13 protein-coding genes are annotated in these 13091 nt (G+C 69.4%); 7 read left to right on the top strand and 6 right to left on the bottom strand.

The window, feature by feature from the left end:
* Positions 1 to 36: 36 nt before the first annotated feature.
* Complete coding sequence (locus ACFYMC_RS01770; protein WP_388517230.1) at positions 37 to 1074, bottom strand: ABC transporter ATP-binding protein; 1038 nt, start codon at positions 1072 to 1074, stop codon at positions 37 to 39.
* 130 nt (positions 1075 to 1204) lie between these two features.
* Here ACFYMC_RS01770 and ACFYMC_RS01765 point away from each other — a divergent pair, with 130 nt between their 5' ends.
* From ACFYMC_RS01765 to ACFYMC_RS01750, 4 genes are all read left to right on the top strand, one after another.
* Entirely contained in the window at positions 1205 to 1906 is a 702-nt protein-coding gene (locus ACFYMC_RS01765; protein ID WP_388517228.1) for an ABC transporter permease, read from the top strand.
* Between the two features lie 4 nt (positions 1907 to 1910).
* The gene (locus ACFYMC_RS01760) at positions 1911 to 2594 is read left to right on the top strand and encodes an ABC transporter permease (protein WP_388517226.1); all 684 of its coding nucleotides are present in this window, start codon (positions 1911 to 1913) and stop codon (positions 2592 to 2594) included.
* Between the two features lie 114 nt (positions 2595 to 2708).
* Positions 2709 to 3689 carry an ABC transporter substrate-binding protein gene (locus tag ACFYMC_RS01755; RefSeq protein WP_388517224.1) on the top strand — a complete coding sequence of 327 codons (981 nt, stop codon included), beginning with the start codon at positions 2709 to 2711 and terminating at the stop codon, positions 3687 to 3689.
* A 342-nt stretch (positions 3690 to 4031) separates the two neighbouring features.
* A complete protein-coding gene (locus tag ACFYMC_RS01750) occupies positions 4032 to 4988 on the top strand; it encodes a coiled-coil domain-containing protein (RefSeq protein WP_388517222.1) in 957 nt (318 codons plus the stop codon).
* A 52-nt stretch (positions 4989 to 5040) separates the two neighbouring features.
* On the opposite strand, the gene ACFYMC_RS01745 is transcribed toward ACFYMC_RS01750, so the two are convergent.
* Positions 5041 to 6183, bottom strand: coding sequence for an NADH-quinone oxidoreductase subunit D (locus tag ACFYMC_RS01745; RefSeq protein ID WP_388517220.1), 1143 nt, complete (start codon positions 6181 to 6183; stop codon positions 5041 to 5043).
* A 30-nt stretch (positions 6184 to 6213) separates the two neighbouring features.
* Between ACFYMC_RS01745 and ACFYMC_RS01740 the strand changes: the two genes are divergently transcribed.
* Together ACFYMC_RS01740 and ACFYMC_RS01735 are read left to right on the top strand one after the other, a co-directional pair.
* The gene (locus tag ACFYMC_RS01740) at positions 6214 to 6771 is read left to right on the top strand and encodes a PH domain-containing protein (RefSeq protein ID WP_388517218.1); all 558 of its coding nucleotides are present in this window, start codon (positions 6214 to 6216) and stop codon (positions 6769 to 6771) included.
* On the top strand, positions 6768 to 8105 hold the full coding sequence (locus ACFYMC_RS01735) for a PH domain-containing protein (RefSeq protein ID WP_388517215.1): 1338 nt from the start codon (positions 6768 to 6770) through the stop codon (positions 8103 to 8105). The genes ACFYMC_RS01740 and ACFYMC_RS01735 overlap by 4 nt, the downstream gene beginning before the upstream one ends.
* Positions 8106 to 8180: 75 nt before the next feature.
* On the opposite strand, the gene ACFYMC_RS01730 is transcribed toward ACFYMC_RS01735, so the two are convergent.
* From ACFYMC_RS01730 to ACFYMC_RS01715, 4 genes are all read right to left on the bottom strand, one after another.
* A complete protein-coding gene (locus tag ACFYMC_RS01730; RefSeq protein WP_388517213.1) occupies positions 8181 to 9947 on the bottom strand; it encodes an ABC transporter substrate-binding protein in 1767 nt (588 codons plus the stop codon).
* A 531-nt stretch (positions 9948 to 10478) separates the two neighbouring features.
* Complete coding sequence (locus ACFYMC_RS01725) at positions 10479 to 11189, bottom strand: response regulator (protein WP_388517211.1); 711 nt, start codon at positions 11187 to 11189, stop codon at positions 10479 to 10481.
* A gap of 74 nt (positions 11190 to 11263) precedes the next feature.
* Complete coding sequence (locus tag ACFYMC_RS01720; protein WP_388517209.1) at positions 11264 to 11461, bottom strand: hypothetical protein; 198 nt, start codon at positions 11459 to 11461, stop codon at positions 11264 to 11266.
* Entirely contained in the window at positions 11461 to 11658 is a 198-nt protein-coding gene (locus ACFYMC_RS01715) for a hypothetical protein (protein ID WP_388517207.1), read from the bottom strand. Before ACFYMC_RS01715 ends, ACFYMC_RS01720 begins: the two co-directional genes overlap by 1 nt.
* Positions 11659 to 11754: 96 nt before the next feature.
* On the opposite strand from ACFYMC_RS01715, the gene ACFYMC_RS01710 reads away from it, so the two are divergent.
* Positions 11755 to 12726, top strand: a complete 972-nt coding sequence (locus tag ACFYMC_RS01710; protein ID WP_388517204.1) for a helix-turn-helix domain-containing protein — start codon at positions 11755 to 11757, stop codon at positions 12724 to 12726.
* The last annotated feature ends 365 nt before the right edge of the window (positions 12727 to 13091 follow it).

The following is a 13091-nucleotide window of genomic DNA, read 5'->3' as shown; positions in this document are numbered from 1 at the left end:
AGCGATCACCTCTGCGGTCCTGGCACCCCGCCAGCCTCAGGGCAGCTCCTGGACGGCCGGCTCGGCGGCGGTGCCCGCGGGGGTGGCCCGGCGCAGTGCCCGGTGCACCGATTCCGGTGTCAGGTGGCCGAGCAGCCGGCCGTCGGCGGGATCGGTGACCGGCAGCCGTCCGCTGTCCTCCTGGAGCAGCAGGGCCAGCGCCTCGCGCAGCGAGGATCCGAGCGGCAGCGCCGTACCTGGCGCGTCGGTGGCCGGACGGCTCTGCTGACCGGCCCCCTCCGGCGGACCGGCCTCGGACAGCGGCTCCAGGTCCTGCGCCACGACCGGTGTCACCGCCAGCCGCTTCAGCCCGCGGTCAGCGCCGACGAAGGAGGCCACGTAGGGGGTGGCGGGCGCGGCCAACACGGCGGTCGGCGGCGCGAACTGCTCGATGGTGCCCTGGCCGTACACGGCGATCCGGTCGCCCAGCCGTACCGCTTCCTCCAGGTCATGGGTGACCAGCAGGATCGTCTTGCGCACCGAACGTTGGAGTGCGAGGAACTCGTTCTGGAGCCGTTCGCGCACCACCGGGTCCACGGCGCCGAAGGGCTCGTCCATCAGCAGAACCGGCGGATCCGCGGCCAGCGCCCTTGCCACCCCGACTCGTTGGCGCTGGCCGCCGGAGAGCTGCTCGGGGTAGCGGTCGCCATACACGGACGGGTCGAGTCCGACCAGGGCGAGTAGTTCGCCGGCGCGTTCGCGGGCCCGTGCACGGGGGGTGCCGAGCAGCTGGGGCACGGTCGCGGTGTTCTCCAACACCGTCTTGTGCGGAAAGAGGCCCACCTGCTGGATGACGTAGCCGATCCGGCGCCGCAGCTCGACCGGATCCGTTGCGCCGATGTCCGCGCCGTCCAGCAGGATCCGGCCCTCGGTCGGTTCGATGAGTCGGTTGACCATCTTCATCGTGGTCGTCTTGCCACATCCGGACGGTCCGACGAGGGTGACGAGTTCGCCCGCAGCGACCTCGAAGGACAGGTCCTGGACGGCCGTGGTGCCGTCGGCGTAGCGCTTGGTCACGTGCTCGAATCGGATCATGGGGCCCGATTGTCCCGCACCCGACGGACCAGGTGCTGCGGCAGGTGCCGTCACCGGCGACCGAAGGGCGTGGATGTCGGCCGGGCGGGTTAGGGTCGGCTGGAACTGCTGAGACGGGGGTGGGGCGCGGATGGCCGCGCGGAATTGTCTGGTGGCGAACGACTGGGTCTGCTGGGAGTACGTTCGCTCGCGCAGCCAGGAACTCACCGACGCCACTCTCCAGCACGTGGTCATCACGGTGACCGCCGTGTTGATAGGAGTGCTGCTCGCCTTCCCGCTGGCGCTGCTCGCCCGCCGCGGCCGGCATTTCGCGGCGCCCGTACTCGGTCTGACCACGCTGCTCTACACGATCCCCTCGCTGGCGATGTTCTCGCTGCTGCTTCCGCTGTTCGGACTGTCCGCCGCGATGGCGCTGGTGATCACCGGCCTGGTCCTGTACTCGCTGACGATCCTGGTGCGCAACACGATCGCCGGTCTCGACGCCGTGCCCGAGGAGGTGCGGGAGGCGGCACGCGGCATGGGCTATGGCCCCGCAAGGCTGCTGTGGCAGGTCGAGTTGCCGCTGGCGCTCCCCGCCCTGTTCGCGGGCGTACGGATCGCCACCGTTTCGACGGTCGCCCTGACCACGGTCGGCGCGATCGTCGGCCAGGGCGGCCTGGGCAATCTCATCGAGCCCGCCGTGCGCAGCTCCTTCAAGGCGCAGGTGCTCACCGCCTCGGTGCTGTGCGTCGTACTCGCCCTGGTCGCCGACCTGCTGTTGCTGGGGCTCCAGCGGGTGTTGACGCCTTGGACGCGGGCGTCGAGCGCGGTCGGCGCGGACAAGGGAGCGTGAGGACGTGCAGGTGATGGTCGGTGCGTGGAGTTGGCTGACGGACGCCTCCCACTGGTCTGGGCAGGACGGGGTGTGGGTGCGGCTGGGGGAGCACCTGTACGTGAGCGGGGTCGCGCTCGTCGTCGCCGCTGGCCTCGCGCTGCCGCTGGGCCTGTGGCTCGGCCACCTCGGTAAGGGCGGAGCCCTCGCGGTCAACGTCTCCAACGCGGGTCGGGCGATCCCGGTCTTCGCCGTACTGGCCCTGTTCATGGTTTCGCCGCTGCGCAGTGCCGGCTACCTGCCGACGATCGTGGCGCTGGTGCTCTTCGCGGTACCGCCGTTGCTGACCAACGCCTATGTGGGGATGCGCGAGGTGGACCGCTCCGTGGTGGAGGCGGCCCGGGGGATGGGCATGTCGGGCGGTCAGCTCTTCGGCCGGGTGGAACTCCCCTTGGCCTACCCGTTGGTGATGACGGGGCTGCGTGCCGCTTCGGTACAGGTCATCGCGACGGCGACGATCGCCGCCATGGTCGGCCAAGGGGGCTTGGGCCGGATCATCACGGCCGGGTTCAACACGTACGACACCCCGCAGGTGGTCGCGGGCGCCGTGCTGGTCGCCGTCCTGGCCCTCTTGGTCGAGGCGGCCCTGTTGCTGGTGGACCGCCTGCTCGGTCCTCGTCGGCCCCGCCCGTCGAGGTCGCCTTCCTGACGCGTACTCGCCCGGGAGAACGGGAACACGGGGAGTCTTCGCGGCGCCGATGGGTACGGGCGTCAGGGGCACGCACCCACACCACTGCATCAACCGATCGGAGCGGAAGAGAAGATGAGCAGAACCTCGCGTCTGGCGGGAGCGGCCCTCGCGGTCATGGCGTTGACCGGCTCCCTGGCCGCCTGCGGCGGCGACAGCCTGGAGAAGAGCAAGGGGGCCGTCGCCGGGAACACCGAGAGCGGGGCGGGGAAGGGCTCGCTGGTCGTCGGGGCGGCGGGCTTCACGGAGTCCAACGTGCTGGCCGAGTTGTACGCGCAGACGCTGAAGGACGCCGGCTACCGCACCTCGATCACGACGGTGAGCAACCGGGAGCTTTACGAGCCGGCTCTGGAGAAGGGCGAGATCGACGTCGTTCCGGAGTACGCGGCGACCCTCGCCGAGTTCCTCAATGCGAAGGTGCACGGCCCCAAGGCTCCGCAGGACGCGCCCGTTGCTTCCAGCGATGTCGCGGCCACTGTCGCGGGTCTGGAGAAGCTCGCCGGGCCGCTCGGTCTGAAGGTCCTGCCGCCCGGCGAGGCGGTCGACCAGAACGCGTTTGCGGTCAGTAAGGAATTCGCCGCGAAGAACAACTTGAAAACGCTTTCGGACCTCGGAGCTGCGAAGCTGAAGGTGAAGATCGCTGCTGGCGACGAATGCGCGATCCGTCCGTTCTGCGCGCCGGGGTTGAAGAAGACATACGGAATCGATGTCTCCGGTATTGATCCCAAGGGAGTCGGTACCCCGCAGGCCAAGCAGGCCGTCAAGGACGGGGTGGACCAACTCGTGCTGACCACCACCACCGACGCCACGCTCCAGGAGTTCGGGCTGGTGCTGCTGGAGGACGACAAGAAGCTGCAGAACGCCGACAACGTCCTTCCCGTGGTGAACGCCAAGGACGCGGCGAGCCCCGAGATCGCGGCGGCCCTGGAACGCGTCACCAAAGCGTTGACCACCGCGGATCTGGTCGAACTCAACCGTAGGGTCGACGCGGAGCGGGCCAAGGCGGCGGACGTCGCCAAGGAGTACCTCAAGGACAAGGGCCTGCTGGAGGGCTGAACCGGCCAGATGCCCGTGAGCCCGGGGGGAGGCTTCCTCGGGCTCACGGGCCCGGGCGGGCGCCCTACCGGGCCATGACGGACACCCGGCGCCAGCCACCGCGCCGGCCCGGGAATCGCGGCGCACAAAAATCGTCGGTGGGCGCCCCTCCACCACCAGCTGCATGCCCAGGACGGCCCCGTTAGCGATCCGCAGCCAAGAGCGGAGGCGCCTCTTCGCCGCCCCCCGGAGGAAGCGTCCCGAGAAGGCGTCGAGGAGCGTTTCGCGTATCGGGTAACCGCCTGGAAACAGAATGTCGGGCGGGTACCCCACAGGCGTCCGGCGCACGGTAAATTTCTGGCCATGCCACGTGGACGCCACCGCCATTCCCAGCCTTTGCACCGGTTGCTCACTCCTTCGACGGTCGCCGGCGCGACGCTCGCCACCGCCGCAGCCGCATGGCTGGTGGCGGATCCGGTGGCGCTGCGCCTGCTCGTGGCGCTCTCCGCCGCAGGGGCGGTGACCGCCGCCGTGGTGATGCGCGGCTGGGACCGGGCCGCCGGGCGACGGGTGGCCGAGCTGACCCGTGAGCGGGCGCGTCAGGACTGGCGGCACGAAGAGCGAATAGCCGAGTTGGAATCAGAGATCGAAGAGGCCCGCCACCTGCGCGCCAAGTTGGAGACCAAACTGCGCGCCAAGCGCGTGGAACTGGCCGGACTGCGGGGCGAACACGCCGCCCTGCTCCGCCGCTACGCCACTGCCGAGACCGAGCGCGCCAGCGCACTTGAGAAGCGCCGGCTTCTGGCCACGGCCGCGACGATCGCATCCGCGCCCAAGGAGCTCACCGCCGCCACCGAGGCGCGCACGCCCAGGGAGCTCCCGGCGCCCTCCGAGGAGCGCACGCCCAGCGGCGCCCCCACCGCGGTCGGATACGCCCGCGCCAACCTGGTGTTGAACAACCTCGCCCGGCAGGCGGCGGCCCGCAACGTTCCTCGCCAGGCCGCGACGGCGGTCCCGGCGCCCATCGTTCCGTATCCGGCACCGAGCGGTCGGGGCACCACCCGTGTGATGGGCGGCTTCGACTTCTTCGGCACTAAGTCGGCGGGCGGCTCGCCCGCGGCCATCGAGTCGGTGCAGAACGAGGACCTCGCCGATGTCGTCGGCGTCGAGGCCCTCGCGGTCCACAAGGAGCACAGCAGCGCACCGGAGTTCAAGGCGATGGCCGCGCACCACCGGAGCATTGGTCAGGTCGTCGACCTGACGGAGCATGACGAGACCGAACCCATCGACGTCGGTCGGCTGCGCACGGCGATTTCCTGACGGCGAACGGGACTCACGAGTGAGGACGGGGGCTCACCAGTCCCCGTCCTCACTATTTGTCGATGTCTCCGACCACGAAGAACAACGAGCCCAAGATCGCCACCATGTCCGAGACCAGGGTGCCGGGCAGGAGCTCCGCCAGCGCCTGGATGTTGTTGAAGGAGGCGGAGCGCAGCTTGAGCCGGTAGGGCGTCTTCTCGCCCTTGGACACCAGGTAGTAGCCGTTGATCCCGAGCGGGTTCTCAGTCCAGGCGTAGGTGTGGCCCTCGGGCGCCTTGAGGACCTTCGGCAGCCGCTGGTTGACCGGGCCGGGTGGGAGCTCGGCCAGCCGGTCGAGGCAGGCGTCGGCGAGGTCGAGTGCGTGATGGGTCTGCTCCAGCAGGACCTCGAAGCGGGCCAGGCAGTCGCCCTCTTCGCGGACCGAGACCCGCAGGACGTCCTGGAGCTCTCCGTACGCCAGGTAGGGCTCGTCCCGGCGCAGGTCGAAGTCGACCCCGGAGGCGCGCGCGATCGGCCCGGAGACGCCGTAGGCGTGGACCGCCTCAGCGGAGAGCACACCCACTCCCCGGGTACGACCGCGGAAGATCTCGTTCCCGAGGACGAGGCGGTCGTAGACGTCCATGCGGGAGCGGACGTCGGCGATAGCCGCCCTGGCCCGGTCGTGCCAGCCGAGGGGGAGGTCCTCCTTCAGCCCACCGACCCGGTTGAACATGTAGTGCATGCGTCCGCCGGAGACCTCCTCCATCACCGCCTGGAGTTCCTCACGCTCGCGGAAGGCGTGGAAGACCGGGGTGATGCCGCCGAGCTCCAGAGGGTAGGAGCCCAGGAACATCAGGTGGTTCAGGACCCGGTTGAGCTCGGCGAGGAGGGTGCGCATCCAGACCGCGCGTACCGGCACCTCCATGCCGAGCATCCGCTCGACCGCCATGACCACGCCCAGCTCGTTGGAGAAGGCGGACAGCCAGTCGTGGCGGTTGGCGAGCATGACGATCTGGCGGTAGTCGCGGGCCTCGAAGAGTTTCTCCGCCCCGCGGTGCATGTAGCCGACCACGGGGTCGGCGCTGACGATCCGCTCGCCGTCCAGGACGAGGCGCAGGCGCAGCACGCCGTGGGTCGAAGGGTGCTGGGGCCCGATGTTGAGCACCATGTCGGTGCTCTCCGCCGCGCCTCCGATGCCGACCGTGGTCTCCGTCATGGGCACAGTCTCTCAGCCTAGGCTGGGTGCATGGATACGGGGACAGCAGCTGAGATGGGGCGGGATCCGCACGGGTCCGCCGGCGGGCCCGGCGGGGAAGGGGGCCCGATAGCGGAGCGGCCGGGCGAGCCTTCGTGGCGCGGGGTGCAGGGGGGCCTGCTGAGGATGCGGCGTCTGCTGATCGTCATCTGGTTGGGCGGACTGACCGTGCTCACCGGGATGCTGTCGGGCTTCCTCCTCGGGCCCGGGTGGGCGTTGGTGGCGCTCGTCCCGTTGGCGTTCGCGTCGTGGGCCTGGGGGCTGGCGGCCCGGAACTGGCGCTCTTGGGGATACGCGGAGCGCTCCGACGACCTTCTGATCCGACGCGGGGTGATGTGGCGGGAAGAGACCGTCGTGCCCTACGGGCGGATGCAGCTGGTGGAGGTGACCTCCGGTCCGGTGGAGCGACGGTTCGGGCTCGCCACGGTCCAGCTGCACACCGCTGCCGCGGCTACCGACGCCACGATCCCCGGCCTCCTGCCCATGGAGGCCGAGCGGCTGCGAGACCGCCTCTCGGAGCTCGGCGAAGCAAGGTCGGCGGGCCTGTGAGCGAGGTGCTGGGGGACGGCGGAGCCGCCGGTGACCGGGCTGCCCGGGGGGAACGACGGCTGCATCCGGTGACCCCGTTGCGTCGCGCCTGGGCTCCGATCGCCGTGGTCGCCGGCGTGATCATGCACAACGCGGACCGGGCGCAGGACTGGTTCGGTGACGTGTCGGCCGGGTCGGGATCGCTCGCCCTGGCGGTGTTGGTGCCGCTCGCCGGCTTGTACGGGTTCCTGAGCTGGTGGGTCACCCACTTCGCGGTCACCGATGCCGAGCTGCGCATCCGCACCGGTCTGCTCTTCAGGCGCACCGCGCACATCCGTTTGGACCGCTTGCAGGCAGTGGACATCACGCAGCCGCTGCTGGCCAGGCTCCTCGGCGTGGCCAAGCTCAAGCTGGACGTCATCGGTGCGGATTCCAAGGACGAGCTCGCCTACCTCGGTGAGCGGGAGGCACGAGCGCTGCGGGCGGAACTGCTGGCCCGGGCGGCCGGGTTCGCTCCGAAGGACGCGGTGGAGGCCGGTGAAGCACCGGTGCGCGACCTGCTGCGGGTGCATCCGCGGATGTTGGCGTTCTCGCTGCTGCTCACCGGGGCGTCCTGGGCCGGGGCGGTCATCGTGGTGGTGGCGCCGCTGTTGGCCTGGTGGTTGATGGACAACCTGTTCGCCATGGCCTTCGCCCTGCTGCCGATGCTGGGTGCGGCGTGGGCGTCGACGGTGGGCAGGTACATCGCGGAGTACGACTGGACGGTCGCTGACTCGCCGGACGGGCTGCGCCTCGACCACGGCCTGTTGGACCGGGTGCATGAGACGGTGCCGCCGGGCCGGGTGCAGACCGTGCGGATCGTCGAGCCGCTGCTGTGGCGCCGCCGCGACTGGGTCCGTATCGAACTCGACGTCGCAGGCTCGGACAACCACCTGTTGGTGCCGGTGGCGACCAGGGCCGTGGCCTACGAGGTGGTGGCACGGGTCTTGCCCGGAGTGGATCTGTCGGGGCTGGAGTACGCGCCGGTGGGTCGCGCAGCGCGCTGGGTGGTCCCGGTGTGGTGGAAGGGGTACGCCCTGGCTGTCGACCCGCTGGTCTTCGCCGCCCGGTGGGGGCGACTGTGCCGCCGTACCGAGATCGTCCCGCACGCGAAGGTGCAGAGCGTCCGTCTGACACAGGGGCCTTGGGAGCGGTGGCGCGGGGTGGCCGACGTGTGTGTGGACACGGGCGCCAACCACACGGTGCGAGCCCGGTTGCGTGAGGTCCGGGAGGCCGCGGGGCTCCTACGGGAGCAGGCGGAACGTTCCCGACTGTCGCGGGCCGTCGCCCGCCCCGATCGCTGGATGACGAATTGACCTTCACGGACCGGCTGGTGGGCCGGGGCTCCTACGGGAACCCCGGCCCACCGGCCTGCCTGCCCCGCGGGGTAGCTAGGGCTTCACGTACAGCCGTGTGGCGTCGATGTTGGAGAAGACCTTGTGGTACGTCGCCCCGCCGATGCGTGAACCGTGCATCTGCATCTGCTTGTAGTAGACCGTGGGGACGGCCGGGACCACGTGCTTGGCGATGTGGTCGCTGAGCTTCATCCACGCCGCGGCTGCCCGCTCCGGGTTGGTCATGGCCTGGATGCGGTCGATGCGGCGGTTGACCTTGCGGTCGTTGACCAGCGAGTAGTTGGAGGCACCGTCGGCGACACCCCGGCCGTCGAACACCGGCGGGATGACCGTCAGCCCGCTGGGCCAGTCCGCACCCCACGCCGAGGCGTACATGTCGTAGGTGTTGTCGGTCTTACCGATCACGTCGTAGTAGTTGCGGCCCGGGATCGGGAAGCGTTCCACGTCGAAGCCGGCCTTCTCCAGCGCGGTCTCGATGGCCGCCGAGTACTGTTGGCCACTGGCCGTGTCCACGAAGGCGTAGCGGATCTTCATGCCGAGCTTGTGGTGGCTCTTGAGGATCTTGCGGGCCTTGTTCGGCTGCCCCTCGGGGTGCTTCACCTTGCCCAACGGGTCGCTCTTCTTGTAGCCGGCCAGGGTCGGGCTGATGAAGCTGCCGGCCAGTTCCGCACCGTAGCTGCCGCCCTGGGCGTCGTACACCGCCTTCGTCGGGATGGCGTAGGCCAGCGCCAGGCGCAGGTGGCGGTCGGTGATCCGACGGGTGTTGAAGTTGACCTGTGCCACGTAGGACTGGTGGCCGGCCAGGGTGCGCTGGGCCATCGCGGGATCAGCCATGATCTCGTCGATGTTGGCCCGCTCCACCGAGTTGGTGAAGGTGGTCGCGGTCTTGTCCTCGCCGGTGTCGTCCATCATGCGGCGGGTGGAGTCCGCGTGTGAGACGCCGAAGGAGATCTGGAAGCGGTCCGGGTACTGGTGCCGGGCCGCGTCGGTGGCCGGGTTCCAGTGCGTGTTGCGCACCAGGGTCATCGAGGTGCCCGGCTTGAACTCAAGGATCTTGTAGGGGCCGGAGGCCACTGGAGCCAGGTCGTACGCCTCCTTGGTGTCCTTGGCCTGCGGGACCGCCCCGTAGCCGGCGAGGGCCAAGGCGTAGGGCAGGTCCGGCTGGGCCTTCTTGAAGTGGAAGACCACCGTCCTCGCGTCCGGCGTGGCCAGCACGGAGTCCGGCAGGTGGTTGCCCTGGTAGGGGCCACCGGGCAGCAGCTCGCGGTAATCGGTGCCCTGGGTGTCGGCCAGCCACTGCTGGAGGTAGGTCGGACCGCTGTCGATGAACGGGGCGAACAGCCGCTCTATCGAATGGCGGATGTCGGTGGAGGTGATCGGCGTACCGTCCTCCCACTTCACCCCGTCCTTGAGCGTGTACGTCCAGGTCTTTCCGCCGTCGCTGATCTGGCCGCTGTCCGTGGCGAGGTCACCCACCACGGAGTAGGAACCCGTGTTGTCCAGCTTGTAGGTCGTCAGACCGCGGTGCAGCAGGGTGGCCAGCTGCGCCTGGTTGTTGACGTAGACCTGGGCCGGGTCGAGGTGGCCGAAGGTGTCCCGTTGCAGGATGTTCACGGTGCCGCCGCTGACGGCTCCCGGTACTTCCTGGGCGGGTCCGGTGGAGCCGGCAACATCGGCGAAGGGGATCTGAGAGGAGTCGGCCTGCGCGGCCTGGGCACTGACCGCAGCGGTGCTCGCGGCCTTCGCGGAGGTGCCCGCCGCGGTGCCGGTGAGGATCAGTGATCCCGCAGCGAGTGCAACCACTATCGTTCTTCTTCGTGAAATACCGGATATTTCGGCTATATAAGTCATCAGGCGCTTCCCCAGCGTCAAGTGAAGGTTCTGTCATCCGGACGGGTTGGCCCGCGTTCCTGACACGCACCGCGCGAGCAGCAGCGAGTGGATGAGCCCCACACGCCAGCCCGCACAACCCGTCCGCCCGGTTGCTGTCGCCCTCGCCGGCCCCCACCGGCTTGAATGGCGCAACTTCCTTTTCTGCAGCGCGTTTTCGTGGTTCCTGAAGCCTTGAAAGAGTGCGCCGCGGACTGATCGCGACTCTTCCAATCGGAGCGCGCGCCGGTCAAGGGGTGGGGAACCCGCCGATGGCCCCTGATGGTTCGGAAAAGTGCAGGCCCGAGCGGCCCTGGAGGAAAGAACGCCGTGCGAAGACGGCGGGTGGCTGGCGGAACGTCACCTTCCCCTGACTGCTCGCCGCCGAAGGCTCCCCCGACACCCTGCGACGAAGGCCGGGGGACGAACGCCGTCCAGGCCGGTGCCCCGCCTGGACGGGTGGGCTCACCGGAGCGGTCCGCCGCCAGCGCGCACCAGCCCCGACTCGTAGGCCATCACCACCACCTGAACGCGGTCGCGCAGGCCCAACTTGGTCAGGATGCGACCCACATGCGTTTTGACCGTGGCCTCGGACAGCACCAGGCGGGCCGCGATCTCGCCGTTCGACAAACCCTGCGCCACCAGCAGCATGACCTCCCGCTCCCGCTCGGTGAGGCGGTCGAGCTGCTTGTGCTCGGGACCCGGACCGGAGGTGGGCAGCATCGGGGCGAAGCGGTCCAGCAGCCGGCGCGTGGTGGACGGAGCCACCACGGCGTCCCCGCTGTGCACCGAACGGATCGCAGCCAGCAACTCGGCGGGCGGCACGTCCTTGAGCATGAAACCGCTGGCCCCCGCCTTGAGGCCGGAGAAGGCGTACTCGTCCAGGTCGAAGGTGGTCAGGATGATCACCTTCGGGTGCACCTCGGGCTCACAGATCCGACGCGTGGCCTCCACCCCGTCGAGCCGTGGCATCCGCACGTCCATCAGGACCACGTCCACCGAAGTGGCGCGCAGCACCTCCAGGGCCTCCAGCCCGTCGCCCGCCTCGGCGACGACCTCCATGTCGGGTTGCGCGGCGAGCACCATCCGGAAGCCGGTGCGCAGCAGTACCTGATCGTCTACCAGCATCACGCGTACGGGGCGGGTCGGCGAGGTGGGCGCGTCAGAGGTCGTCATGCGGCAAGGGTACGCAGATCAGGGCCGTGTCCGGCTGTCCTGCTCGCCGTCGCCGGGTGGGGCGGTGTGGAGCGCTACACGCGCTTCACGCTGTGGGGCGGGACGAGCCACTCACGGCCTCCGGTCTCGGGCCGCAGGAAGGCCGCAGGGTGCTTCTGGCGCTTCCCCGGTGACTCGGCCGGGTCCTCGTAGTCCGAGAGCACGTCACGCAGGATGCCCACCCGTCCGGCGCCGTCTTCCACGCGTCGGCCGATGTCCTCTGCGGTGACCATCAGTGCCCCTCGGCGTGGCGCCGCATGTAGACGTTGCAGTCGGACACCGTGGCCATGTCGCCCCCGGCACGGGCACGGGTCCGCACGTTGGCCGACTCGGCGCACCCCGTGCACCCCTCCACCGGGGTGGGGTCCGGTTCCCAGCGACGTAAGGGCAACTCCAGCGGGTTCACGCTGTATCGCGTTGGTTCGGTCATGACGTTCATGATTGGTCCGCCGACAGCTCACGCGGGAGTTGACCGGCGTTGACTACTCTGGAAGCCCATCGGTCAACCCCAGTGTGATGAGGCGCGATGCGTGACGACTTCGCTGATGTTGCCCGCCGTCTCCTTCGCGAGGGCGGCTATTCGATGAAGGCCGCCGCACGTGCCACCAACTACGACCCCGCCTTTCTGTCCCGCGTGCTCAATGGGAAACAGCGCCCGTCGTTCGCCCTGGCCAAAGCCCTGGACGACCTCTTGGGGACCGGCGGAGCGCTGACGGATACGCTGCTGAACCCTGACGATGATTCCCGGGTGTCCCGCAGCGCCGAGAACCCCTCACGGCTGGACGCCGGGACCGTGGATGCGCTGGCCGGTGTCCTCGCCGCCTACCGACGGCTTGACGACACAGCGCAACCCACATCGCTCGTCCCGGCAACTCTCGTCCAGATGAAGGAAGTTACCCGGATGTTGAGGGGCGCGCGGGGCCCCCACCGTGACCGACTGGCGGAGGTGGCGTCAGAGTTCATCCAGTTCGGCGGGTGGATGCTCGCCCAGGATCGACAGGACGCCAAAGCTGTCCGGCTCCTCAATGATGGCGTGGAGTTGGCCGACGAGATCAGGAACGGAACGCTTGCCGCTCAAGCCCTCAACTTCAAGGGCTACCTAGCCCGTCAGCAAGGCAGGCCCGAAGGTGTCGCCCGCTGGTACGCAGCCGCAGCATTCACACCGGGTGCCCACCCTGCCCAGCGGCTTGGTGACATGCTCCAGGCGGCAGCTGGCTTGGCAGAGCTGGGTGAGCGAGACGACGCCCTACGCCTGGTCGAGAACGCGGAGAGACTGTCGGACGCCGCCGCAGCACTGCCACCCCCGGACACGGCTTACTGGCTCACACCCGAGTTCAACCGCCTGAACATGGGCCTCGCGAACCTGGGGCTTGCCCGCTACGCGGACGCCGCCGACCACATCGCGGCGGGACTCGCGGGACTGCCCGATGAACTACGGAATGCCCCATGGACCTGGGAGCATCGCGACGCGCTGAAGAGGGCACTGGCGGCGCGCTGAGTCAACGACTGCCAGATCCGTGCACGGGCATGCCTGTCATCACGTTCCGGTTCCCGGTCGGGGCGGCGTGTCTTGGTCGCGGTGAGCTTGTCGGCGTCCATGACGGCCGGTGGTCCGCCAGTGCGACCCCCTGTGCACGGGTGGTAGCGAGACCGGGCCGTGTCCGGTCCGTCGTCGGGTGGGGCGGTGTGGGGCGCTACACGGGCTTCACGCTGTGGGGCCTCAGAAGCTACGCCGGAGTGCCGGGTTCGTGTGATGGACGACAGAACCCGAACAGCGTAGGCATGCCATGAGGTTCCGAGTCCGTTCCTGTTGGGCACGTGACGCCGGTGAGCAGACCGGGTGCAGTTGCGCATCCCCGGGCG

Source organism: Streptomyces sp. NPDC006879, assembly GCF_042869595.1.
Lineage (GTDB): Bacteria > Actinomycetota > Actinomycetes > Streptomycetales > Streptomycetaceae > Streptomyces.
Note: the sequence above shows the minus strand (reverse complement) of the source record. Positions and strands in the feature narration are given on the sequence as shown.